The organism is Prochlorococcus sp. MIT 0916, from assembly GCF_047305155.1.
Taxonomy (GTDB): Bacteria; Cyanobacteriota; Cyanobacteriia; order PCC-6307; family Cyanobiaceae; genus Prochlorococcus_B.
The window spans coordinates 1,144,069-1,166,795 of record NZ_CP138980.1; the positions used below are offsets into that span (position 1 = coordinate 1,144,069).

At 34.6% G+C, this 22,727-nt stretch carries 22 protein-coding genes and 2 tRNA genes; 13 read left to right on the forward strand and 11 right to left on the reverse strand.

Annotated features, from left to right (window positions below):
- Positions 1–158 precede the first annotated feature (158 nt).
- Positions 159–2,204 (reverse strand): tetratricopeptide repeat protein, encoded by a 2,046-nt coding sequence (locus SIB53_RS05910; RefSeq protein WP_413677347.1) that lies wholly within the window; start codon positions 2,202–2,204, stop codon positions 159–161.
- Positions 2,205–2,641: 437 nt separating this feature from the next.
- Positions 2,642–2,869: a hypothetical protein gene (locus SIB53_RS05915; RefSeq protein WP_413677348.1), complete on the reverse strand. Its 228-nt coding sequence runs from the start codon at positions 2,867–2,869 to the stop codon at positions 2,642–2,644.
- Between the two features lie 10 nt (positions 2,870–2,879).
- Between SIB53_RS05915 and SIB53_RS05920 the strand changes: the two genes are divergently transcribed.
- Positions 2,880–5,108, forward strand: a complete 2,229-nt coding sequence (locus SIB53_RS05920) for a tetratricopeptide repeat protein (protein ID WP_413677349.1) — start codon at positions 2,880–2,882, stop codon at positions 5,106–5,108.
- A 153-nt stretch (positions 5,109–5,261) separates the two neighbouring features.
- On the opposite strand, the gene SIB53_RS05925 is transcribed toward SIB53_RS05920, so the two are convergent.
- Together SIB53_RS05925 and SIB53_RS05930 are read right to left on the reverse strand one after the other, a co-directional pair.
- Positions 5,262–6,089, reverse strand: a complete 828-nt coding sequence (locus SIB53_RS05925) for a hypothetical protein (protein WP_413677350.1) — start codon at positions 6,087–6,089, stop codon at positions 5,262–5,264.
- Positions 6,090–6,093: 4 nt separating this feature from the next.
- The gene (locus tag SIB53_RS05930) at positions 6,094–7,092 is read right to left on the reverse strand and encodes a polysaccharide biosynthesis protein (protein ID WP_413677351.1); all 999 of its coding nucleotides are present in this window, start codon (positions 7,090–7,092) and stop codon (positions 6,094–6,096) included.
- 240 nt (positions 7,093–7,332) lie between these two features.
- Between SIB53_RS05930 and SIB53_RS05935 the strand changes: the two genes are divergently transcribed.
- The gene (locus SIB53_RS05935; RefSeq protein WP_413677352.1) at positions 7,333–8,073 is read left to right on the forward strand and encodes a 2OG-Fe(II) oxygenase; all 741 of its coding nucleotides are present in this window, start codon (positions 7,333–7,335) and stop codon (positions 8,071–8,073) included.
- 303 nt (positions 8,074–8,376) lie between these two features.
- Here SIB53_RS05935 and SIB53_RS05940 read toward each other — a convergent pair.
- Together SIB53_RS05940 and SIB53_RS05945 are read right to left on the reverse strand one after the other, a co-directional pair.
- Positions 8,377–8,448 (reverse strand) — tRNA-Thr (locus SIB53_RS05940).
- 12 nt (positions 8,449–8,460) lie between these two features.
- Positions 8,461–8,542, reverse strand: a tRNA-Tyr gene (locus SIB53_RS05945).
- 108 nt (positions 8,543–8,650) lie between these two features.
- On the opposite strand from SIB53_RS05945, the gene aroQ reads away from it, so the two are divergent.
- The 3 genes from aroQ to cobI are packed head-to-tail and all read left to right on the forward strand — an operon-like array spanning position 8,651 to position 10,475.
- On the forward strand, positions 8,651–9,088 hold the full coding sequence (gene aroQ / locus SIB53_RS05950; protein ID WP_413679127.1) for a type II 3-dehydroquinate dehydratase: 438 nt from the start codon (positions 8,651–8,653) through the stop codon (positions 9,086–9,088).
- Positions 9,089–9,095: 7 nt separating this feature from the next.
- Positions 9,096–9,710 (forward strand): tRNA-(ms[2]io[6]A)-hydroxylase, encoded by a 615-nt coding sequence (locus SIB53_RS05955; RefSeq protein WP_413677353.1) that lies wholly within the window; start codon positions 9,096–9,098, stop codon positions 9,708–9,710.
- A 36-nt stretch (positions 9,711–9,746) separates the two neighbouring features.
- Positions 9,747–10,475 carry a precorrin-2 C(20)-methyltransferase gene (gene cobI / locus SIB53_RS05960; RefSeq protein ID WP_413677354.1) on the forward strand — a complete coding sequence of 243 codons (729 nt, stop codon included), beginning with the start codon at positions 9,747–9,749 and terminating at the stop codon, positions 10,473–10,475.
- Between the two features lie 6 nt (positions 10,476–10,481).
- Here the strand turns inward: cobI and dusB are convergent, their stop codons facing one another.
- On the reverse strand, positions 10,482–11,474 hold the full coding sequence (gene dusB, locus SIB53_RS05965) for a tRNA dihydrouridine synthase DusB (RefSeq protein WP_413677355.1): 993 nt from the start codon (positions 11,472–11,474) through the stop codon (positions 10,482–10,484).
- A gap of 327 nt (positions 11,475–11,801) precedes the next feature.
- Here dusB and der point away from each other — a divergent pair, with 327 nt between their 5' ends.
- The 6 genes from der to proC all read left to right on the forward strand — a co-directional run bounded on the left by der (position 11,802) and on the right by proC (position 16,624).
- A complete protein-coding gene (der, locus tag SIB53_RS05970) occupies positions 11,802–13,172 on the forward strand; it encodes a ribosome biogenesis GTPase Der (RefSeq protein ID WP_413677356.1) in 1,371 nt (456 codons plus the stop codon).
- A gap of 9 nt (positions 13,173–13,181) precedes the next feature.
- Positions 13,182–14,096 (forward strand): energy-coupling factor transporter transmembrane component T family protein, encoded by a 915-nt coding sequence (locus SIB53_RS05975; RefSeq protein WP_413677357.1) that lies wholly within the window; start codon positions 13,182–13,184, stop codon positions 14,094–14,096.
- Between the two features lie 18 nt (positions 14,097–14,114).
- The gene (locus SIB53_RS05980; protein WP_413677358.1) at positions 14,115–14,381 is read left to right on the forward strand and encodes a PipX family protein; all 267 of its coding nucleotides are present in this window, start codon (positions 14,115–14,117) and stop codon (positions 14,379–14,381) included.
- A 17-nt stretch (positions 14,382–14,398) separates the two neighbouring features.
- On the forward strand, positions 14,399–15,040 hold the full coding sequence (locus SIB53_RS05985) for a YggS family pyridoxal phosphate-dependent enzyme (RefSeq protein ID WP_413677359.1): 642 nt from the start codon (positions 14,399–14,401) through the stop codon (positions 15,038–15,040).
- A 152-nt stretch (positions 15,041–15,192) separates the two neighbouring features.
- The gene (locus SIB53_RS05990) at positions 15,193–15,768 is read left to right on the forward strand and encodes a cell division protein SepF (RefSeq protein ID WP_413677360.1); all 576 of its coding nucleotides are present in this window, start codon (positions 15,193–15,195) and stop codon (positions 15,766–15,768) included.
- A gap of 13 nt (positions 15,769–15,781) precedes the next feature.
- Positions 15,782–16,624, forward strand: coding sequence for a pyrroline-5-carboxylate reductase (gene proC, locus SIB53_RS05995; protein WP_413677361.1), 843 nt, complete (start codon positions 15,782–15,784; stop codon positions 16,622–16,624).
- Here proC and SIB53_RS06000 read toward each other — a convergent pair.
- The 4 genes from SIB53_RS06000 to hpf all read right to left on the reverse strand — a co-directional run bounded on the left by SIB53_RS06000 (position 16,515) and on the right by hpf (position 19,992).
- Entirely contained in the window at positions 16,515–17,789 is a 1,275-nt protein-coding gene (locus SIB53_RS06000) for a glycosyltransferase family 4 protein (RefSeq protein ID WP_413677362.1), read from the reverse strand. The genes proC and SIB53_RS06000 overlap by 110 nt on opposite strands.
- Positions 17,790–17,912: 123 nt before the next feature.
- Positions 17,913–18,713, reverse strand: coding sequence for a DNA repair protein RecO (recO, locus tag SIB53_RS06005; RefSeq protein ID WP_413677363.1), 801 nt, complete (start codon positions 18,711–18,713; stop codon positions 17,913–17,915).
- On the reverse strand, positions 18,713–19,396 hold the full coding sequence (deoC, locus tag SIB53_RS06010; protein ID WP_413677364.1) for a deoxyribose-phosphate aldolase: 684 nt from the start codon (positions 19,394–19,396) through the stop codon (positions 18,713–18,715). The genes recO and deoC overlap by 1 nt, the downstream gene beginning before the upstream one ends.
- An 11-nt stretch (positions 19,397–19,407) precedes the next feature.
- Positions 19,408–19,992 (reverse strand): ribosome hibernation-promoting factor, HPF/YfiA family, encoded by a 585-nt coding sequence (gene hpf / locus SIB53_RS06015; protein ID WP_413677365.1) that lies wholly within the window; start codon positions 19,990–19,992, stop codon positions 19,408–19,410.
- Here hpf and lipB point away from each other — a divergent pair.
- Entirely contained in the window at positions 19,975–20,697 is a 723-nt protein-coding gene (gene lipB, locus SIB53_RS06020; RefSeq protein WP_413677366.1) for a lipoyl(octanoyl) transferase LipB, read from the forward strand. The genes hpf and lipB overlap by 18 nt on opposite strands.
- Before the next feature lie 47 nt (positions 20,698–20,744).
- A complete protein-coding gene (locus tag SIB53_RS06025; RefSeq protein WP_413677367.1) occupies positions 20,745–22,718 on the forward strand; it encodes an AMP-binding protein in 1,974 nt (657 codons plus the stop codon).
- The last annotated feature ends 9 nt before the right edge of the window (positions 22,719–22,727 follow it).

The window sequence follows — 22,727 nt, forward strand, 5'->3', positions numbered from 1 at the left end:
ATAATATTTAAAGAAACCAAACTATCATAATACAAGATTAAGATTTTAATACTCTGTTAATAAATAATGTTTCTATTTATAAGTGTTATGTAATTATATCTTTACAAGTAATTCTTGTAAACTCTGAAAAGTGATAAAAATATGATTTTATCAAATATTTAATTTTGCAAGATATTAGTATAAATACTTTCTAATTGTTGAGTGAATTTATAAGAATCAGTAAATGTAAGATTTTTCTTATCGTTTAGTTTTTTGTGTATTTTATTAAGACTTTGTTTATTAGTTGCGATTTTACATGCTAGATCCTCATACTCTGAATAGCTATGAGTTATTAATTCATTTAGATTAAAAGCATTGAGTATGCTTGCTGCTTGTCTTGAGCTATAACTTTTTCCTAATAGAGTTATGATTGGTAGGCCAAACGACAAGGCTAACATTGCTGTTGTCGCATTGCTAACATTGAATGTATCTAGAAATAAATCAGCACAAGAAAGCCTTGACAAGTGATCATTGAAATTCATTGTTTCAGCAAATATAATTCTTTCAGGATCGATGCTATTTTTATTTATTTCAAATAAAATATTCGCCTGTGCTGTTTTATTAGGTTTTAATAGCCAGAGAACACTTTTTTCAACCTTTTTTAGCAATCGCATCCACACCTGAAGCTCCATTTTATTAATTTTTCTGATGTCACTAAAACATGTAAATATAAATCTATCTGTTGGTAATCCTAAATCTTTTTTGTTGAATTTATGTTCTTCTATATTGATTTTTTCAAAAGGTGGAAAAGAACTATTTGGCATATATAAAATTTTTTCAACAAAAAACTTCTTATTGTTCTCCGGAATTAATACTTTATCGGCAATTTTATAATCATAATATTCAGAACCTATTGTTCCTGGATAACCAAGATAGTTTATTTGGATTGGAGCAAGTCTATATAAAAACATCGACATCCTATTGTTTTTGGTAAAACCATTAAGGTCTATGGCAATATCTATTTGATCTTTTCTAGCTAACTTAACTACTTCCATATCATTTAGAGATGTAATTTCTCTAAAACAAAATACAGCTTTCTTTATCCTTTCAGTATATTCATCCTTGATATTAGAAAAGCTATATGCATAAACTTCAAACTTTGACTTATCATGCAATTCTAATATTCTTGTGATTAAAAGTGATACTGAGTGCCGATGGAAGTCAGATGAAAAGTAACCTACTTTTATTTTGTGGTTATTATAATGGCTGAGATTTGGTAGTGCTTTGCTTTTATTATTTTCATGAAATCTTATTGCTCTATTTAATTCATTTAATGGATTATCCTCAAAATACAACAAATGAAAAGGATTAATAGCTTTTCCTTCGAGACCTATTTTATTTAAATATTTTGAGTAATTTTCTATTTCATCCCATGAGCAAAGCATATTTAAAATATGTAGAAGTATTGATAATCTATGAATTTCTTTAGGTTCTATTTCTGCACTTTTTAGACAACTTTTTCTTGCTTCTTCATATTTGGAAAGATCTAAAAGTATGTTACCTAGATTCCAATGTGCTATTGCTGAATCAGGATTAAGATCAACTGCTTTGCGAGTAAAGATTTCTGCTTCTTCTAATTTACCAAAATCTTTCAAGATTGCTCCTAGATTGGAATGTGACATTGCATGGCTAGGGTTAAGTTCAATCGCTTTTCGAGTTGATAATTCCGCTTCTTTTAATTTGTCAAGATCTTTTAATACTCCTCCTAGATTGAAGTACGCAAGTGCAAAATTAGGATTAAGTTCAATTGCTTTGCGCAAAGATATTTCCGCTTCTTTTAATTTGCAAAGATTTATCAAAATATTTCCAAGATTAAAATAGGAATTGGCAAAGTTAGGTTTAAGTTCAATTGCTTTGCGCATAGATATTTCCGCTTCTTTTAATTTGTCTTGAGATTTTAGAATTATTCCATAATTAGCAAAAACTCTGTAATCCTTGAACCCTTCATCAATAAACAATCGATAATATTTTTCTGCTTCTGATATGTTGCCATCAGAATGAAATTTAAATGCTTTTTTGATTATTTGTTCTTTAGGAGTTTTAGAAGGAGTATTAGTAGAAATAGTAATATTCTTTTTGCTTTCTTCTAAAAAAAATGGAACTGGGAAAGTTTTTACTTCAGTAATCTTTTTTTCTTTTTGCTTCTCTTTGTCAAATGCCTCCATTTTTTTAATCTTTGATTATTAGTATTTTACTATTTTTCTCATAGCTTTTGTTCATAAGAATGACGATGAAATTAGTTTAGTGAAGGGATTAAATTTGAAAGAATGTTATTGCAGGGAACTATTCCTTTGTATTAGTGATGAGAATCTCTGATTGATGAGATACCTGTTTCTCCACAATCTTCCTGCTCACATGGTTCAGTTTGTTGCCCAATTCAGGACACGCCACTTCATACTGAGTGGCGCATGCTGTTGGCTAAAGCTTTTTGTGTAAGCCTCTTTTGCGATCTTAGAATTGCCCCAAATCGCTTAGTGAGTGATGTTGTGAAAAAAGGAGATCGGGCATACAAATAACACCACCACTTGGCTGGTTTATTTATGAGTCCTTTTGCCTCCTCTTTTCAAGATTTACAAGTGGTTTTGCCACCATTTGCGGCCGCTCAATATTGATCTCTTCCAAGTCTTGAACAATCAAGTCCATTCCATTTTATGTAATCCTTCGTGCTTGTCTTTTGCTTAGTTTTTTCTTCGGTCACAAGGGTTGTTATTACAGTGCAACTATGTTCCTGAGCTAGGAAGTTTAACCAAAAGGGAAGCGGTGGGTAATGAACAGATGCTTTTATTCTCAATGGGTCTGGACTAATTACTTTCTTTTGCAGGAAGGTCATCACTTGTCTAATGGCATTGCTTGATTTTCTTTTAAAAGTTAAAGCCCTAGTGGAAGATATAATTTTATTTAAATTGTCGTTAAGAAAAGATGTGACTGAGAGGGAAACAGATCAAAAAAAAGAAGGTTCTGAAGTGAAAGTCTTCCCAGTTCCATTTTTTTTAGAAGAAAGCAAAAAGAATATTACTATTTCTACTAATACTCCTTCTAAAACTCCTAAAGAACAAATAATCAATAAAGCATTTAATTTTCATTCCCAAGGAAATCTTTTAGAAGCAGCAAAATGTTATCAAGCTTTGATCAATCAAGGTTTTAAAGATTACAGAGTTTTCTCTAATTATGGTGTCATATTGAAAGATAGTGGCAAATTAAAAGAGGCTGAATTATACCAAAGTATAGCAATTAAACTTAAACCTGATTTCGCAAATGCTCATTCCAATTTGGGAAATATATTGAGAGATCTTGGTAAATTAGAAGAAGCAGAATTATCAACTCGCAAAGCGATTGAACTCAAACCTAATCTCGCAGAGGCACACTCCAATTTAGGAAACATATTGAGAGATCTTGGCAAATTAGAAGAAGCAGAACTATCCACACGCAAAGCAATTGAACTCAATCCTAATTTTGCTCAGGCATATTTCAATCTAGGAAGCACATTGATTGAGCTTGGAAAAATCAAAGAAGCGGAATTATCAACCATCAAAGCAATTGAACTCAAACCTGATTTCGCTGATGCTTATTACAATCTAGGAAACATATTGAGAGATCTTGGCAAATTAGAAGAAGCAGAATTATCAACTCGCAAAGCAATTGAACTCAAACCTGATTTCGCTGATGCTTATTACAATCTAGGGAGAATATTAAAAGGTCTTGGTAATTTAAATGATGCTATAAATCAATATAAGCAATCAATAAAACTGAACAACGAATTATCATTAGCGAAGACTGCTTTAATTTCAACCAAAGGCACTATATGCGATTGGAGTAATGAAGAGACTTATAAAATATGGCTTAAATTACTTGGTATAAAAGGAACATCCATTTGGCCAGGGGAATTATTTTCGTTAGAAGATAACCCTTTAAAACATTTAAAAAGATCTCAAAAATTGTATAAAGAAAAATATACTCGGCCAAACGAAACTATTAAATCTTCCAAAAAAAATATAATTCATGTCGGTTATTTCTCTGCTGATTTCCGGACTCATCCTGTAATGCAACAAATTGCTTCTCTATTTGAACTGCATGATAAATCTAGATTTAAAATATATTTATACTCATTTGTGCCCAAAGAAGATGAATATACTGAAAGAGCAAAAAAGTCTGGATGCGTATTTAGAAATATAAAAAACTTAAATGATATTGAAACGGTTGAATTAGCAAGAAGTGATAAGTTAGATATTGCAGTGGATCTAATGGGTTATACACAATATAATAGAATGCCTATATTCTCATATAGGATGGCACCAATACAAATCAATTACATAGGTTTTCTTGGATCGGTTGGGTCTGACGCTATTGATTATATTATCGCTGATAAAGTTATTATTCCGAAAGAGAATGAGAAATTTTATTCAGAAAAAATAATACGAATGCCAAATTGCTTTCAATGTAATGATAATAAAATAGAAATTTCTAAAGAGTCTATATTCCGTAGAGATTTTAACCTTCCTGATCAAGGTTTTGTATTTACTTGTTTTAATAATAATTATAAAATAACAAAAAAAGAATTTAATATATGGATGAACTTACTCATAAAAATAGAAGGAAGTGTTCTTTGGTTAATCAAGTCAAATCAATGGTCAATAAATAATTTATACAAGGAAGCAAGAAAAAGAAAAGTAGATCCCGACAGATTAATATTCGCTGAGAAATTACCATTAGAAAAACATCTGGCGAGGCACTCTCTTGGGGATTTAGCACTTGATACTTTTAATTGTAATGGAGGTACAACTACTTCAGATGCATTATTGGCTGGTTTACCAGTCCTCACAAAGATAGGTCAGAGTTTTATCGCCAGAGTATCTGCCAGTTTACTCACTTCGATAGGACTTCCCGAGTTGATTACGTATAGTGATAGTGAATACGAAGAAAAAGCTTTATATATAGCGCAAAATCCTGATGAGTTAATAGGATTAAAATATAAATTGGCCAGTTCAAAAGAAACATCACCACTTTATAATTCACAATTATTTACTCAAGATCTTGAAAATATTTATCTTAATCTGGTTCAAAAATTATAATAGCCAGAACAATTAAAAATTATCAGAAGAGCTACTCTGAATAATAGTAAAATTATTTATCTCAATATATTTTCCAAATATAGATTCAAAATCTAGTATTGTTCTCCGCTCTGTTTGAATATTTTTTTAGTTGCAATACTAAAAGCTTAATATTTAATCGATCAAATCCTCAAATTCCTTCAATTCTGTTAATAAGTTATTAATATCACCAAAGTTGTTTGCACCAAGAATTAACGATTTATTTACACTATGTTTCGCTTTAGTAGGTTTAAGATACTTATCTGGGGAAAGTTTATTAACGATAAGTATATTTTTAATTAATTCATATTTAGATATAGTATTTGTCCCATATACTGATATGGGGGGGTATGAATCAAAGTTATTTATTATTTTCAAAGCTATTTCTGCCCATTTTAAAGCAGTAATTCCATTCCAAAAATGATTAATATATCCAAATATGAAATGAGATGATTTACTTTTAGATAATGTCCAGGAATATAATGATTTGTTTGATTTGTCAGAAGCGATTATGGATGCCCTTATAACTCTTATGAGGTCAATATTAATATTATAAGTCTTTCTGGAATATAAATATGCCTTGCTTTTACCATATAAATCATCACAGTCGTATTTCGACTTTAGTCCATAAGGAGCTAAATGTGGACTTCCCTTATAAACACAATCAGTACAGGGATGTATCACTTTGAAATTATTTTCAAGTAATAATTCTGGTAATAAATAATTAATTTTAAAATAATTTATTTTTGTATGAATAGATATAGAATTTGGTACCTTCTGAGGTATGGCTCCAGAACAATTTATAACAAAATCAGCATTTTTTAATGAACTTATAAATTCGTTTTTATTATCTAGATTATATTTTTTAGGAATTATTAATTGAATATCTTTAGCAAACCTAAGAAAATAATTAAATACAATTTTGCCCAGCATTCCAGAGGATCCAATTATTGCAATCTTCATATTCTCAGGACTTAAAATAATTAAACTTCTCTAGGATTTTTTTCAGTTCTGATTTCGAAATCAAGCAGTCTTTTGAGCTATAATCTCCTTTTTTTAATCGATCATTACCTGAATAAAATTTCGGAAGACTGGGTTTTAAAATATAAAAACTTCCACAATCTGAATTACATAATCTTGTCATTTCTTCTTTTGAAACTAAAACCTCATGAATCTTTTCACCAATTCTTGGATAACCTATATTAAACTTTAAATTGAAATTTTCTTTATATATCTCAAACAAATCTAAAATTTTTAAACTTTTGGATTTAGGAATAATTGATACTTGGTCGTATGAAATGCCCTTAAAGATTAGATCAATTGCCTCATCAACATCAATAATGAATCTAGTCATTTTATTTGAAAATAAAGTTAATTCTGTATTTGAATTTATTGATTTCCAAATCATTGGGATAATGCTACCTGTAGAATTAAGAACATTTCCATAGATAATTGTAGATAAATTTGTATTACAATTTCTTTCATGATTATTCTTAATTATGAATTGTTCGCCTGCAAAATATTTTAAACTGCCATATAAGGTTGTCGCAGCTCTACTTTTATCAGAGCTTATAAAAGTAGCGGCATCAAATTGATTTTCAATTGCTACATTTTTACTATTGATAGCGCCATTTGCAATTATTTTTAAGGCCTCTTCTGGGTTCTCATCACATGAGCTGATTTGCTTTAAGCTTGCAGCAAAAATTCCAATATTTACGCCCTTAGATGACCTCTTCAATAAGTCTTTATCTCTAATGTCTCCTATAACAAAATGAACATTTGGATACTTTTCCTTTAAGAAATAATGTTTTGCCTCGTCTCTAGAGTATATGATGATTTCATTATCTTTGTATAACCTTTCAATAAGATTTCTTCCTAAGAAACCAGTACCACCAGTTATAAAAATCCTTTTATTTTTTGGAGTAAAATTGTACACTATTGGCTTATTTTCTAAGATTATAGTCACAAAGTCGTCTCTGTCTATAATAAATATAAACTCACTAGAAATATAACAATTATAATATGAAAATACTAATAATAAAACTACTTACTAATTTTTTTAGATAGTAAAACTTTATATTTTCTTTTAATTAAGAAGAACAATTTGAAATTAGATTTGTCATGATAATGTCTTTTGAAATAAATTAAGATTAAAAAGAAGTAAATGATATAATATTATCTTAGAAAAACTCCGGTAAGATAAATATTGGAAATTTTAAATCCTAATTCAAATATATCTAAAATTACATACCCCTATTTCATTTGGGTTATTGATGATTTCTTAAAAGATGAAGTCATTGAAAGAATTTCTCACAACTGGCCTGAGTCAGATAACTCAGCCTGGCATAAGGGACATAACTATATAAATGGAAAGGTAAATATATTAGAACGAGGAATGAGAGGTATTTCTAAGTTAGAATTAATGCCAGAGAAAATATCAGAGATTGCGAAAAATTTACATTCGGAAAAGTTCACCGAGCAACTAGGTCATCTTTTAGAAATAAAAGACTTGATTCCCGATAAAGCAATGAGATGGTCTGGTATGAGAACTATGTTACCTAACTCTTTTCAATTGATACATAGTGATGCAAGATTCTCACCAGAGTCAAGTTTGAGAAAAGAATTAACAGTTCTATTTTATACGCAACCTTTATTTAATGAAAAAAGTCATACAGGGCAACTAGAGGTTTGGGATGATAATATGAAAAAATGCATTCATAAGATATCTCCGAAATATAATAGAGCCATAATTTTTTTAAATTCAGATACTTCATATCATGGAGTGCCTGAAGTGAATTTTGAGCGACGATCATTTACCTTTTCAATTTTAAAAAATGCTATGGCAACCAAGAGGAGTAAAGCTCTTTTTGTAGCAAGACCAACTGATTCAAAAGATGTACGCGAACAAGGTTTCAATAGATCTATTATTAAAGATGCAAACATTTAAATTATAAAATTACAGATAGGCATCTATATATCAATAGAAGTTTAAATTTTTTATCTATTCTTCGTATCTTCAATTAGAAGCTCTTGTCAATTCACCATAAGATATAGACTGGCTACTTTTTCTAGGAGAAGTAAATTGTTTATTAAGGATATATTGGCTAGGGAAGATATTTAAATTTTATATGTTGGTTTAATTTTAAAAAGAAATTACAGTTGATTTCTCAACCCGCAGTAATAGCTATAAAAAAAGACCCCTTTGGGGGCCTTAGACTCTGCTTAGGTGCTCTTGGTAGAGGGCCTCAGATGCCCTCGTCGGGACTTGAACCCGAGACCTCTCCCTTACCAAGGGAGTGCTCTACCGCTGAGCTACAAGGGCTTGTGGAAAAGATGGGCCGGGTTGGATTTGAACCAACGTAGGCGTAGCCAGCGGATTTACAGTCCGCCCCCATTAACCACTCGGGCACCGACCCGATCCACTTGAAGAGATTAACAGTAAATGGTGCCACTTTTCTCGAATTTGTTGGTCCTTTGAGGTTGGAGTCGATACGATCATGAAAGATGCTCAATTTGAAAGGAATATGGATCTCTTACTTGTTAATGGTCCGAATTTAAATCTTGTTGGAAAAAGGGAACCATCTATATATGGATCTCAAACTTTAGAAGACATTCAAGAAGAGTTATTGACTTTAGCTGGTGAACTTGATGCAAAGCTCAAATTCTTTCAAAGTAATTCAGAGGGCGAGATGATTAACTGCATTCAGAACAGTGTTGGTACAACTGACGGGATTTTAATTAACGCGGGAGCTTATACACATACTTCTATTGCTCTTAGAGATGCTTTATTAGGAGTTGCGATTCCTTATGTGGAAGTTCATTTAAGTAATATTTATTCTAGGGAAGAATTCCGACATAAATCATTCCTTTCAGATAAAGCATTGGGTTTGGTTTGTGGGTTTGGAGCAAATAGTTATCAACTTGCTTTGGAGGGGATAGTTTCTTATTTAAAGCGAGCTTGAGGAGCTTATGAATGATTCAAAATCTGCAGTTGTTGGGCAATCAAAGATTCGCTGGCTAATACATAAAACTACTGATGATTGGATAGAGCTTGCAATTTCTAATCCAATGGAAATACTTTTGGATCATGCTCATTGTGAGAGAAAGGCTGCTGGTGTAGCGCTTCAACTTATGTTTCGTTATGTAAGTGAACCTGGACTTTCAGAGGTCTTAAGCCCTTTAGCAAGAGAGGAGCTAGAACATTTTGAGAGGGTTTTGTCTATTTTAAATGCGCGTGGAAAAAAACTTCAAAAATTAGCCTCACCTCCCTATGGAGCAATTCTGGCAAAAAATATTTGCAAGTATGAACCACTTCGAATGTTGGATAGCTTTCTAGTCGCGGGACTTATTGAGGCAAGGAGTCATGAAAGAATGAAATTATTGTCTATACATTCTCCTGATATTGAACTTCGTCATTTATACGCCGACTTACTAAGAAGTGAGGCTAGGCATTTTGGAGTTTATTGGAAGTTGGCTGATGAACGTTTTGATCGAAATATTCTTAATTCTAGGTTAGAAGAATTAGCTAAGGTTGAATCTGATGCTTTATTGGAAATGCATCGTGAGCCAAGAATGCATAGTTAATTATCTCTTTTAAGTAGACAGACGTTACCCAATTAAATGAAAGTTTTGACTATTACTGGTTTAGGCCCCGGTGATCCCTCTTTATTAACTTTGGCAGCAGTTGATGCCATTAAAGAATCAACTGTTGTTGCTTATCCTGTCTCGACTAGGGGAGGAGAGAGTCTTGCTGAAAAAATTGCTTCAAAATGGATAACCAAAGATAAAAAAAAATTGCCCTTGCATTTTCCCATGGTTGACGATCAGAACACTTTAAAAAGTGCATGGCGAGTTGCTGGAAATGAATTAATGAAGATGGTTGATAAAGGTGAAAGAGTCGTTTTCCTTGCTCAAGGAGATATCTCGCTTTTTTCGACAGGCTCTTATCTTTCAAAGGAGCTAGAAAAATATCATCCAGAGTGCATTGTTAAATTAATTCCAGGTGTTACCTCTTTCTCTGCAGCTGCTGCGCAAAGTAAATTACCACTTGCTTTTCAAGAAGAACAATTGCTCATATCGCCTGTGCCAGACTCATGTGAAGAACTAAAGGTTATGTTGTCTGATGCAGCGTCAAAGAAAAGGATAGTTGTTTTGCTCAAACTTGGTAAAAAATGGGAGTGGGTTAAACCTTTGCTTGAAGAACTTGATCTAATTAAAAGGTCTATATTCGCAGAAAGAATAGGATTTTCAGATCAACAAATTCTTAGGGCATCTGATCTCTCCTTAGGCTCTAGGCCATATTTTTCTTTACTTTTGATTAGACAAAGTTGGCCTATGACAATGCCATAAAAATTTTTAGTTGAATTTAATAAGTTCGTCTTCGAGTAAATTTATTGCGTCATTTGGAGTGCTTGCTCTAACTAATTTATGGCGAAGAGTAGAGGCGCCTTCAAAGCCTCTACAAGTCCAATTCATATGTTTCCTAGCAATCAAAAGCCCATGATTACCGTTCTTTAAAACAAGTAATTTTAGATGTTCTAAGCATAAATTGACTTTCATTTTTGCGTCAGGTGGGTTAAAAGTTTTTTGATTTTTAATTTCTTCATCAATTTGACCAACCAGCCATGGAGCGCCCATACTTGCTCTTCCGATCATCACCCCATCTGCATTAGTAATCTTTAGGCATTCAATAGCATCTCGAGAGTTTTTAATATCACCATTTGCAATGACAGGTATATCTAATGACTTTTTGATTTTTGAAATAGATTCCCAGTTTGCATACCCAGAAAATCCTTGCCTTCTCGTTCGTCCATGAACAGTTATGAGTTGCGCTCCAGCCTCCTGTAGCCCTAAAGCAAAAGACACTGGATCACTTGTGTTTTCACACCACCCCAACCTTATCTTGACTGTTACTGGAATTGATATCGCTTTTGAAACCTTTTTGACGATTAATTGAGCAAGTTCTGGTTCTTTCAATAAAGCACTTCCGCCTCCTTTCTTAGCAATTTTTTTTACTGGGCAACCCATATTGATATCTATAAGAAATGCACCAGATAATTCCGCTTTGATGGCAGCATCTATCATTGAATCTGGCCTATGGTCAAAGAGTTGAACACCAATTGGCCCACTCTCTTCTGAAAGCTCAATTACCTTCTCTTCTCCATGACCTAATTCAAGACTTTTAGCATTCACCATTTCGGTAAAAAGTAAAGCTTTTGGAGACCACCTGCGAACAAATTTCCTAAATATTTGATCACTTACTCCAGCAAGTGGGGACTGAATAACAGGACACTCTAAAGATCTAGAAGTTCCATTGCCTGATAAAAAAATCGGAGATAACTCTTGCATCTTTAAAGCAAGCTTGGATTAACTTCAGTCATTACAAAAAAACAAAGTTTTAGTTGTTTCGTTGGTTTCGGAAAATAAGCAAAAAATACTTAATGATGCTTTTAAGGAAATTGGCACTTGCATAAAAGCTATCAAAACGAGAAGGATTGTTATTAAGGATTTTTTGATAGTTAATGAATCCCTTTTCTTTTGGGTCAATCTTTTTAGGGAAGTTTGATTTCTAAATTTCATTTTGGAATCGAACTCTTTGCTCACACTTGTAGTATGAGGAACTAATCTTAATTTTGACCTATAAAGGGTTAATAATCTTATGAAAGGTAGAGAAATTTGGCGCTACCAATAGTCGCAATAATTGGACGACCAAATGTTGGGAAATCTACATTGGTGAATCGCTTATGTCAGAGCAGAGAAGCCATTGTTCATGATGAGCCAGGGGTAACTAGAGATCGAACTTATCAAGATGGATTTTGGAGGGATAGAGATTTTAAAGTTGTAGATACTGGTGGCCTTGTTTTTGATGATGATAGTGAGTTCCTTCCTGAAATTAGAGAGCAAGCTAATCTTGCGCTTGAAGAAGCTGTAGTCGCATTAGTAATTGTTGATGGCCAGGAGGGCGTTACTGCAGCTGATGAATCGATTGCGGGATTTTTAAGGTCTCATTCCTGTCAAACACTTGTGGTGGTTAATAAATGTGAATCTCCCGAACAAGGCTTGGCAATGGCAGCTGAATTTTGGAAGCTTGGTCTTGGTGAGCCCTATCCCATTTCTGCCATACATGGAGTAGGAACAGGCGACCTGCTTGATCATGTAGTCAATTTGTTCCCATCTAAAGATTTAGATGAAGTTAGTGATTCTCCTGTTCAATTGGCTATTATTGGGAGGCCAAATGTTGGTAAGTCAAGCCTTCTTAATTCTATTTGTGGAGAGACAAGAGCAATTGTTAGTTCGATTAGAGGTACGACTAGAGATACTATTGATACTCGAATTACTCATCAGGGCAAGCAATGGAAATTAGTTGATACGGCGGGAATACGTAGGCGTAGAAGTGTTAATTATGGCCCAGAATTTTTTGGTATCAATCGTAGTTTTAAGGCAATAGAAAGAAGTGATGTTTGTGTATTGGTTATAGATGCTTTGGATGGCGTCACAGAACAAGATCAAAGGCTTGCAGGGAGAATTGAACATGAAGGAAGAGCTTGTGTGATTGTCGTTAATAAATGGGATGCTGTCGAGAAAGATAGTCACACAATGCCTGCAATGGAAAAAGACATTCGTGCAAAACTATACTTTCTTGATTGGGCTGAGATGATTTTTACGTCTGCACTTACGGGACAAAGAGTCGAAGGTATTTTTGCATTAGCTACTTTGGCTGTTGATCAGAATAGAAGAAGGGTGACTACCTCAGTTGTTAATGAGGTGCTTACAGAGGCATTGAAATGGAGAAGTCCTCCTACCACGAGAGGTGGAAAACAAGGGCGTCTATATTACGGCACTCAAGTGGCTATTAACCCCCCAAGTTTTACGCTGTTTGTGAATGACCCGAAATTGTTTGGAGAAACTTATCGAAGATATATTGAGAGACAAATTAGAGAAGGGTTGGGTTTTGAAGGGACTCCTATAAAATTATTTTGGAGAGGGAAGCAGCAACGTGATGTTGAAAAAGATTTGGCACGCCAACAGAAAGGGGGGCAAAATTAGTAATTATTTATGGATTGGCTAAAAAAGATTCCAATTGGTCAATATGTTTCTGGCCAATCTAGCTGGCTTCGTAGTATTGATCCTCGAATCAAGCTCTCTTGGATCCTGTCATTTTTGATAACTCCAATTTTAGCTAACTCCCTTTGGAGAATTTCAACAGCTTTTGTGCTTTTAATAATTACATTTTTTAGTTTTCTCCCTCCACGAATTTGGTGGAGATCGCTAGTGTTTTTATTGGTTTTTTCTTTGTTTATTGGATCCTTATCGATTGTTTTACCTGCGAGTGAAATATCAAATGAACTGACCATAAGAGCACCTGATGAAATAGAAGGAGCAATTGTTTTGAGTCGATCATGGGAGGTGTTCAGGTTGGGGCCATTTGATTTCGTGGGTGTTTCAATAGGACCGTTAATCATAGATCGCCGCTCTGCAGAATTAGGTATTAAAACTTCGACTTTGATTTTTACTGTTATTCATAGTGTGAATTTGATGTTAATTACAACCCCTCCTGAAGACCTTGTATGGACAATAAGGTGGTTTTTTGCGCCTTTAAAATTATTGGGATTTCCTTTGGAAAAATTGTCATTTCAACTACTTTTGGCTTTACGATTTTTACCTTTAGTTCAAGAGGAGCTCCAAAACCTCTTTCGTTCAATTGGTGTGAGGGCAATTGATTTTAGAAAATTGGGGCTTAAAAGTTCATTGAGTTTGTTTGTTTCTCTAGGGGAAAGACTTTTGTCAAATATCTTGCTTAGAGCAGAACAGGGGGCTGATTCTTTAATGTCAAGGGAGGGGCTTTGGCTATCATCACAGCAACTACGACCGAGTATTGTTGTTAATCCTAAATATTTGTGGCTTAATTTAGGTTCGATTTTTTTGCTTTTGATAGCTATTAGCTTACGTTGTATGTATGGTACTACTTAAAATAAAAAGAATTAAGATTTGAACGCTGAACGCTATCTAAATCATCCAACTTTTGGAATGCTATATCTAGTGTCACCAGCAAGTAATGCTAGAGATGTCTATGCCACTTTATATGCACAGAAAATATTCTTTTTAGTTACCTTGCAGCCTAGAGGAGCAATTTTTGAAGTTATTCCATATATGGATGCTCGACATCATTCAGAAATGCATTTGTCTAAATGTAAGAGAGAAAAATCTTCTGAGATACTTGTTTGGCAGGAATTATTTAATCAAACTTTTATGTGACTCTATTTGATTTGACCTTGTCTAGTTCTAGCAAATTTAACTCAATAAAAGATTCTTTACCCCATGGGGTAAGTTTACTTGCTGTAAGCAAAGGACACCATCAAGAATCTATACGTAAACTGTATAGTTTTGGCCAGTTAGATTTTGGAGAAAGTCGATTACAAGAGGCTATTCCAAAAAAAAACGATCTAAATGATTTAAAGCAACTCAGATGGCATTTTGTAGGTAAATTGCAGAAAAATAAAGTTAGAGGAGTTGTCAAGGAATTTGAGTTTATTCATTCTGTTGATTCGCTTGCTTTGCTTGAACGAATCTCTAGAATTTCACAAGAAGAGCATAAAAAACCAAATATATTTTTTCAAGTAAAATTAAGGGATGACCCAAGCAAGGGTGGATTTTTAAAACAAGATCTTTTGGAAAATTGGTCGAAGATTATTTCTCTGAACAATATTCATTTGATTGGTCTAATGACAATTCCACCCATAGCTCTTAATTCTCATCAAAGGAAAGATTTATTTTGTGAATGTAGAAAACTTGCAAATCATTTGGGATTAAAGGATTGCTCAATGGGAATGAGCAATGATTGGCAAGAGGCTATTGAATGTGGTGCGAGTTGGATTCGTTTAGGATCTCTTATATTTGGTAAACGTCAAACTTAGATAAATTGTCGAAGATATGAAAAAACTAATAAAAAAGCTTGCTCCATAAGAAAAGGAACGTTATTTAAGTATATGGTTCATCCTTCATTTCTTGAAGATGTATCGATTGTTGGCTAGTCCAACTTTTTTAAATTATCCCAGAGGATTAACTGGTGTCGCTTATTTCCCGTCTTCGTGCTGTTGTCGCTGGTGATGACTTTTTAGATAGTGATTTTGATGAGCTCGATTACGAAACAAGTGATGAGTTTGAAAGTTTCAATAGATCAAATAAAGAAAGAAGTGGAGAAATGGCAACTATCTCCCAGTCCAATCCTTTTGATGGAAGGAGTGGGTTTGCTTCTTCAAATGTTATTGGTATGCCTGGTATCTCAACAAATGATTCTGAAGTTAGTTTAATGGAACCACGTAGCTTTGATGAGATGCCAAGGGTGATTCAATCTTTGCGTGAGCGTAAAACAGTTATTTTAAATCTCACAATGATGGAGCCTGATCAGGCGCAAAGAGCTGTTGATTTTGTCGCAGGTGGAACATTTGCTATTGATGGACATCAAGAAAGAGTTGGAGAAAGTATTTTTCTTTTTGCACCTTCTTGCGTAACTGTAACTAATTCATTCCAAGAGGAAGCATCTCCTTCAAGTATGACTAATAAAGGAACTGATTTGATTCCTAAGGAGTCATCTCCAGCACCAGAGCCTGCTTGGGGGGAGACAGTAGCTACGGCTCTTTGAAAGATTAAATAGATTGGAAAATTCTATAGGGATAATTGGCCTTGGGAGTATGGCTAAAGCTATTATTTCACCTCTTATTGAGAGAGGTGAATATAACCCTGAACATGTTTTTGGAATTGTTGGTAGTAGCGCAAGTATTGCATCTGCATTGAGTGATCTTCCAAAAGGAGTGAGCATCGTATCTAGTGAAGATTCTTTGTCTAGAGAAGTGTGGAATGCACCTTTGAAATTGTTGGCTGTAAAACCTCAGCAATTCGGCAAAATTAAAGAGTCGGTCTCATCATTTCAATCAAATGAGCAGTTTCCTAAACCATTGTTGATTTCAGTTTTAGCTGGAATAACATTGAAAAGCCTTAAGAAAGCTTTCCCTGGACACACATGTGTAAGAGCTGTTCCAAACACACCTTCTCTCGTAGGAGAAGGGCTTACAGGGTTGGCATGGGAAGATAATATAACTTTGGATCAAAAGATAGCAGTTAGAAAGATTTTTGAACCTATTAGTGAAATTTTTGAGTTACCGGAGTCAAAGCTTGATTCCTTTTTGGCTTTAACATCTTCAGGACCTGCATATATAGCTTTAGTGGTTGAAGCAATGGCTGATGGGGCTGTTGCAGCAGGAATGCCAAGATCTTTATCCAATCAATTAGCTCACAAAACCTTATCAGGAACTGCATCGCTATTAAGAGAGAAGAGTTTACATCCTGCTGAACTTAAAGATATGGTTGCTTCTCCTGCAGGGACAACAATTAGCGCTCTTCGACACCTTGAACTTGCGGGCTTGAGATCCGCTTTAATTGAAGCAGTTGTTTTGGCAGCTCAGAAGAGTCGTCAATTGGCTGATGAGGTTCCGAGTTAGACGATCTAAGCACGTTTGTATATAGATTTTCAAGTGAGTCAATATTTTGTTGGAGTGTATATTTTTCTTCTACCCTTAAACGTGCACGTCTACCTAATTCGTTGGTAAGTACTGGTTGATCTCGCAAAACAGGTAAAAGAGTTCTCAATTGAGAAGTAACTCCCTCCGTATTAAGTACAATTCCAGCTCCATTCTCAAGTACTTCACCGTCTGCTCCTGCATCGGTTGCCACGCACGCTGTCCCAGTTGCCATGGCTTCGAGCAAGGCGATAGATAATCCTTCTACAAGACTTGGAAGCAAAAAAACCTCAGCGATTTGTAGAAGAGCGACTCTTTTATCTTGATCGGCTTCATGTCCCCACCAAATAACATTATCTTCTTTGTTGAATATTGAATGATTTTCCAGTGTTGGCCTTAGTGGACCATCGCCTACAATTACTAGTCGACATCCTTTTGGCTGGACAAATCTCCATGCACGAAGTAAAGCTTCAACATTTTTTTCAGAAGCTATTCTGCCCATGTAGATAAAGATTCTTTCAGAACCTAGCTTTTCCCTTATTTTAAGTTGAAGCTCATTTTGTATATTACTTGGATTAAGGGGTTTCCATTTTTTTATATCAATTCCATTAGGAATCACATCGAGTCGATTTTCTTTTACCCCCAACTTTGCGAGCACTTCTGCTTGTAAATCTGAAAAAACAATTACTTTGTCATACTTGGCTAATGATGGTGCATAAAGTTGATAGGTAAGTTGTTGTGTGTTGGCCGTCAGATTTCTCAGCTTTGAATCGAAAGCTGGGTGAAAAGTTGCGATTAAAGGTAAATTAAGTTGATGACAAAGTTCAGGTAATCGAAAGTCCAATGGAGAAAGAGTAAGACTGGCATGGACTAAATCAGGTTTAAGTCTAGAGAGAGATTCTCTAAGCTCTCTTTGAGCATTTAAAGAAGGGATTGTATAAACCTGAGATTTAATTAAATAAGGAAGACTTACATCAGGATCATTTGCGAGTAGGGAAGTCTTATTATTTCCTTCTCTTAGTGGGTTATCAAAGTGAATAAAACTTGTTTGATATCCTCTTTCTCTAAGCTTTTCAGTCGTGCTAAGCCCGTAGCATACGTTCCCGCAAAAAGGTGTTTTTTTGCCTAGCCAGGCGATATGGGTCAAACTCTAAAAATTACCGGTATTTCAAACTAGCAGCCAGACTAAATTTCTTCCCAAACTATTATTAATAGTTAAATAATTTATAAATAAGGTTTTTATAAAAATAAATTTTTCCAATATCTAGTCCTACTTAGTATTTAGATCACTACTTATTATTACTTCTCTCATCATTTGAAGAGAGGTAATTCGTTTTTGTAAATGAGTAGCGATCCAGGCTTCAACAACCTTCAGTAATTTTAACCAGACATATTTAGGACCTAATAATTTGCCATTACTATGACAAGGTAATTTTTCTAGTAATAGTCTTTGAAGTAAAGCAAGTTCAGATGGGTTTAGCTCAATGCTTGCATTAGGTATCCCTCCAATTGCAAAACCTTCTTCAGGAATAAAGCTGCACTTCCAGCTCCATTCTCCAATAGGGGCTATTAGTTTGGAGCCTGAGTGGCAACAATTTTGAAGTGGTAAGCAATATCCGCCCAGAGCTAATAAATGAATACATGATTGAACGCTTATTGCTAAAGCTTGTAATGAATCAAATTTTATTTTGTGTAAATCGTCTAGTCTATTTAAATGAATTAATACCAGTTTAAGTAAATCTTTTTGTGGGTTTTCATTTCCCACCATAATTATTATTAGCTCTGAAATTGCTTGTGCGGCTGAAAGAGTTTCGATATGCTTCCCAAGATTCCCATAACTCTTAAGAATCTTAATTTGTGTAACTCGTTTAAGATCCTTGTTCCCAACTATATGTAAGTCTAAAAAATTAAAAGGAGATGTAGCACCAAGTCTACTTCTTGGTTTCCTTGCTCCAGGTATCGCAAGTCGAGATATGCCATTCTCTTCCGTAAGTAAAGTTAGAAGCCTATCATTTTCTCCAAGAGGTCCAACTTTTAAAGATAGTCCTTTTACTCTTTGATTTGGACTCATTAATCTTTTTTCTTTTGTTCCTGTGTAATTTCAAACCCAAAACTTGTCCCTATATAGTTAGAACCTGCTTCAATAATTTCAATTGCTTGATCAAAAGTTTTAATTCCTCCAACAGCTTTAATTGAGCAACGATTGTTTACAATTTTAGAGACCTGAAGCGTTTGATTCTTTGTGACAGCTGAACCAAATCCATTCCCTATTTGAATTCCAGTAGCGCCTGCCTCAATTGAAGCATTAATTGCTATTGAAAGTTTTGATAAAGTTAAAAGTGTATTTGCATCAATTATTACTCTTACTGAAATACCTAGTTCACTTATTTGATTTATTTCCTCAGCAAAAAGTTCAATATTTCCTTCTTTTAATGCAAAATAGTTTGGAACAAAATCTAATTCCTCTGCTCCTTTCTCGATTGCATACTCAGCTTCTTTGAGTTTGTTAAAAGTTGGGATAAACCCAAAAGGGAAAGCAATTACTGAGGTTAATTTTGTAGTACTTTTGCTTCCTAATCTTTCACGTGCAATTGGTAAATGAGAAAGACTGGTGCATAAACCTGCAAATTCATTTTGCTTGGATGCATCACAAACCTGAATAAGCATTTCTTTATCAAAATGAGGATTTAAGATTGCTTGATAAATGACATTAGCAATATTGGCATGAGCTTCTTCCCAACTATTTTTACTCATTTGACTAGTAGCTAAATTTTTTCTTGGATCACGCCATATCCTCCGTGATTTCTCTTATAGATGACTCGTAAAGCTGACCCTTCTTCCTCTCTAAAAACATAGAAGTCATGATCAATAAGATCTAATTGGACTCTTGCTTGCTCAATAGTCATAGGAGACATCTCAAAATATTTGCGTCTTACTCCGGGGCTAGGAAGATGTGGTTCTTTCCCTTCAATAAGCGGATTATTCGAGGAAGAATAATTTTGAGTTTCTTCGTTTTGTATTGACTTTGTTGACTGATTATTATGGACATTATGACTATTATGTCGCTCCTTATACTTACGTAATTGCCGTGCAAGTTTATTTGCTACTAAGTCGATGCTTGCATAAAGATTTTCACTTCTTTCTTGGGCTCTTATTACGGTACCGTTTGCGAAAACAGTCACTTCTGCTGTTTGTTGCGGTACCCGCGGATTTCGAGCAACTGAGAGGTGGACGTCAGCTTCTTGTACCATTTCTTGGAAATTGTGAGTTGCTTTATCAATTTTTGTTTTGGTGTAATCACGAAGTGATGGAGTTAATTCAAGATTGCGTCCATGAATAAGAAGCTTCATTCTGTTTCGCCTGAATCAGGGCCTAATAGCAACTTAGATCTAACCCCTCAACTTGCACAATTTTCTTCCGCTTTTCTTTTTGAACCTAAAAATATTGTGCCATTTGAGACTGCGTTAGCTTGGCAGAAGAATTTTCAGAAAACCCTTATTGAGGAACCATTCTCACCACAGGCAGTATGGCTTCTTGAACATTTTTCTTGCTTCACAATGGGTATAGGTGGCGACAAAAAAAATTTGTTATTCGAAGAAAATAAATCTTCCATGCCCGTTTTTAATATTCAGAGAGGAGGTGAAGTCACGCATCACACGCCTGGACAGATCGTTGGATACTTGGTTTTAAATTTATGTCTTCACAAAAAAGATTTATCTTGGTATTTGAGAGAATTGGAACAAGTTCTGATTGATGCTCTTGACTTGTTGGGAATAGAGGGAAAGAGGATAGATGGCTTAACAGGAGTTTGGTGTGAAGATAAAAAGGTTGGTTCAATAGGAATTGGTTGCAAGAGATGGGTTACGCAACATGGATTCTCACTGAATGTAGATTGTGATCTTATTGGTTTTGAGAAGATAATTCCTTGTGGACTGGATAAAGTTAAATTAGGTAAATTGAGTGATTGGATACCTGGCATCAAAGTCTGTGACGTTAAGCCTCTTTTAAGGCAATCTGTGAAAAGACGTTTTAAATTGAACTGGGAAAACATATAAATTGACCTTATAAGTATTACTAAAAAAATAAAACTTATTTTTTGGCTATGACAAAAACTAACTCACAAAAGAATAGATTTGCTTCTAAAGATGCTTTGGCTTTTTGGATCTCTAATAGAAAAGAGGAACAAGCAATTAATAGAAGATCTCATCTTGATAAGATTAATCAAGTTGATGAGATTTGGGAACTATTAAAAGTTCAGTTGGGCGATGTATTAGCAGTTGATTCACCACATACTTTTCATCCGGAAAGCTTTACATATGAGGAACTTGCAGAAAATATTTCTAAGGCAGCATTTGCCTTCGCTCAGATCGGGGTAGGACCTGATGATGTTGTTGCTCTTTTTGCAGAAAATAGTCCTAGATGGCTCATCGCCGACCAAGGTCTTATGCGAATAGGAGCAGCAGACTCTGTTAGAGGAGCGACTGCTCCCCCAAGCGAGCTTAGATATATTCTTGAGGATTCAAATGCTGTTGGTCTGATTGTTCAAAACTCTGATGTTTGGGACAAACTTTCTCTTAGTGATGATCAAATAAATAATTTGAAATTTGTTCTTCAACTTGAGGGTAAAGCTTGTGAAGGCGTTTTTGAATGGGAGAGCTTTTTGAAGAAAGGTTTGAATAAAGAAAATGTAAGTAAACGGGAGAAAATAATTGAGAGGCAAACAACAAGAATAGCAACCATTTTATATACTTCTGGAACGACAGGTAAACCCAAAGGCGTTCCACTAACACACTCTAATTTATTACATCAAATCAGGTCACTTGCTTGCGTGGCGAACCCTTCTCCAGGAGCACCAGTATTAAGTGTTTTGCCCATTTGGCATTCATATGAACGTAGTGCAGAATATTACTTTTTTTCTTGTGGTTGCACTCAAAGTTATACATCAATAAGGCATTTAAAGGAAGATTTGCCTAGGGTTAAGCCAATAGTAATGGCAACAGTTCCAAGACTTTGGGAGTCAATAAAGTTAGGGTTTGAGGACGCTGTTGATAAAATGCCAAGGCTGAGACAGACCTTTATAAAAAGTGCGATTTCTAATAGTAAGGCATATAAATTAGCTCGAAGAAAACTTTATTCTCTAACTATTGATAGTGTTTCTAGTTTAGAACAAATTATCTCTTTCATAGAGATTCTTCTGCGGTATCCAATTCATAGAATTTCCTCTATTTACTTATGGCCAAAAATCCTTATCAAGATTTGCGGAGGAAGATTGAGATTCCCAATTAGTGGTGGAGGTGCAATTGCTCCGCATATTGATTCTTTCTTTGAAGCTTTAGGTGTTGAATTATTAGTTGGTTATGGCTTGACGGAGACTAGTCCAGTCCTCACCTGTAGAAGACCTTGGAGGAATATACGTGGAGGTGCAGGTCAACCTTTACCAGAGACTGAGATAAAGATTGTAGATCCAGAAACATTCCAAATAAAAAAACTGCGTCAAAAAGGATTGGTTCTTGCTCGTGGTCCTCAAATAATGGCTGGTTATTTAGGAAAACAATCAGAATCGAAGAAGGTTTTAGATTCTGGTGGCTGGTTTAATACTGGAGATTTAGGGATGTTGCTTGCTGATGGATCCTTAATCCTGACTGGAAGAGCAAAAGATACGATTGTGCTAAGTAGTGGAGAAAATATTGAGCCTGGTCCTTTGGAGGAGTGCTTGATTGCAAGTCCATTGATTGAACAAGCTTTGCTACTGGGGCAAGATCAAAAACATCTTGCTGCTTTGATTGTGCCAAGAATTGATCACGTAAAAGTATGGCAGGCAGAAAGAGGTGTGGATTCACAAGTTGTTCTTGGACTATCCCCTGAAAATCATGAACTAAGAAAATCTCTAAGATTGGAAATGAATAAAGTTCTTGCAAATCGTTTTGCATCTCGAAGAGAAGAGAGACTATTTGAAATTGCTTTAGTAGAGCCATTTACAATAGAAAATGGCTTGTTAACGCAAACTCTTAAGCAAAAACGTGAAAAAATTATTCAACGTGATTTAAAACTTATAAATGAAATATATGATTTGTAATTTGTTTGT

Bases quoted from the DNA above. Each gene is read 5' to 3' on its own strand.
- SIB53_RS05910 (WP_413677347.1), bottom strand. From the start codon at position 2,204: ATGGAGGCATTTGACAAAGAGAAGCAAAAAGAAAAAAAGATTACTGAA.
- dusB (WP_413677355.1), bottom strand. From the start codon at position 11,474: ATGCAAGAGTTATCTCCGATTTTTTTATCAGGCAATGGAACTTCTAGA.
- lipB (WP_413677366.1), top strand. From the start codon at position 19,975: ATGAATAAGAAGCTTCATTCTGTTTCGCCTGAATCAGGGCCTAATAGC.
- deoC (WP_413677364.1), bottom strand. From the start codon at position 19,396: ATGAGTAAAAATAGTTGGGAAGAAGCTCATGCCAATATTGCTAATGTC.
- recO (WP_413677363.1), bottom strand. From the start codon at position 18,713: ATGAGTCCAAATCAAAGAGTAAAAGGACTATCTTTAAAAGTTGGACCT.
- SIB53_RS05915 (WP_413677348.1), bottom strand. From the start codon at position 2,869: ATGACCTTCCTGCAAAAGAAAGTAATTAGTCCAGACCCATTGAGAATA.
- aroQ (WP_413679127.1), top strand. From the start codon at position 8,651: ATGGATCTCTTACTTGTTAATGGTCCGAATTTAAATCTTGTTGGAAAA.
- SIB53_RS05955 (WP_413677353.1), top strand. From the start codon at position 9,096: ATGAATGATTCAAAATCTGCAGTTGTTGGGCAATCAAAGATTCGCTGG.
- cobI (WP_413677354.1), top strand. From the start codon at position 9,747: ATGAAAGTTTTGACTATTACTGGTTTAGGCCCCGGTGATCCCTCTTTA.
- SIB53_RS05925 (WP_413677350.1), bottom strand. From the start codon at position 6,089: ATGAAGATTGCAATAATTGGATCCTCTGGAATGCTGGGCAAAATTGTA.
- SIB53_RS06025 (WP_413677367.1), top strand. From the start codon at position 20,745: ATGACAAAAACTAACTCACAAAAGAATAGATTTGCTTCTAAAGATGCT.
- hpf (WP_413677365.1), bottom strand. From the start codon at position 19,992: ATGAAGCTTCTTATTCATGGACGCAATCTTGAATTAACTCCATCACTT.
- SIB53_RS05975 (WP_413677357.1), top strand. From the start codon at position 13,182: ATGGATTGGCTAAAAAAGATTCCAATTGGTCAATATGTTTCTGGCCAA.
- SIB53_RS05920 (WP_413677349.1), top strand. From the start codon at position 2,880: ATGGCATTGCTTGATTTTCTTTTAAAAGTTAAAGCCCTAGTGGAAGAT.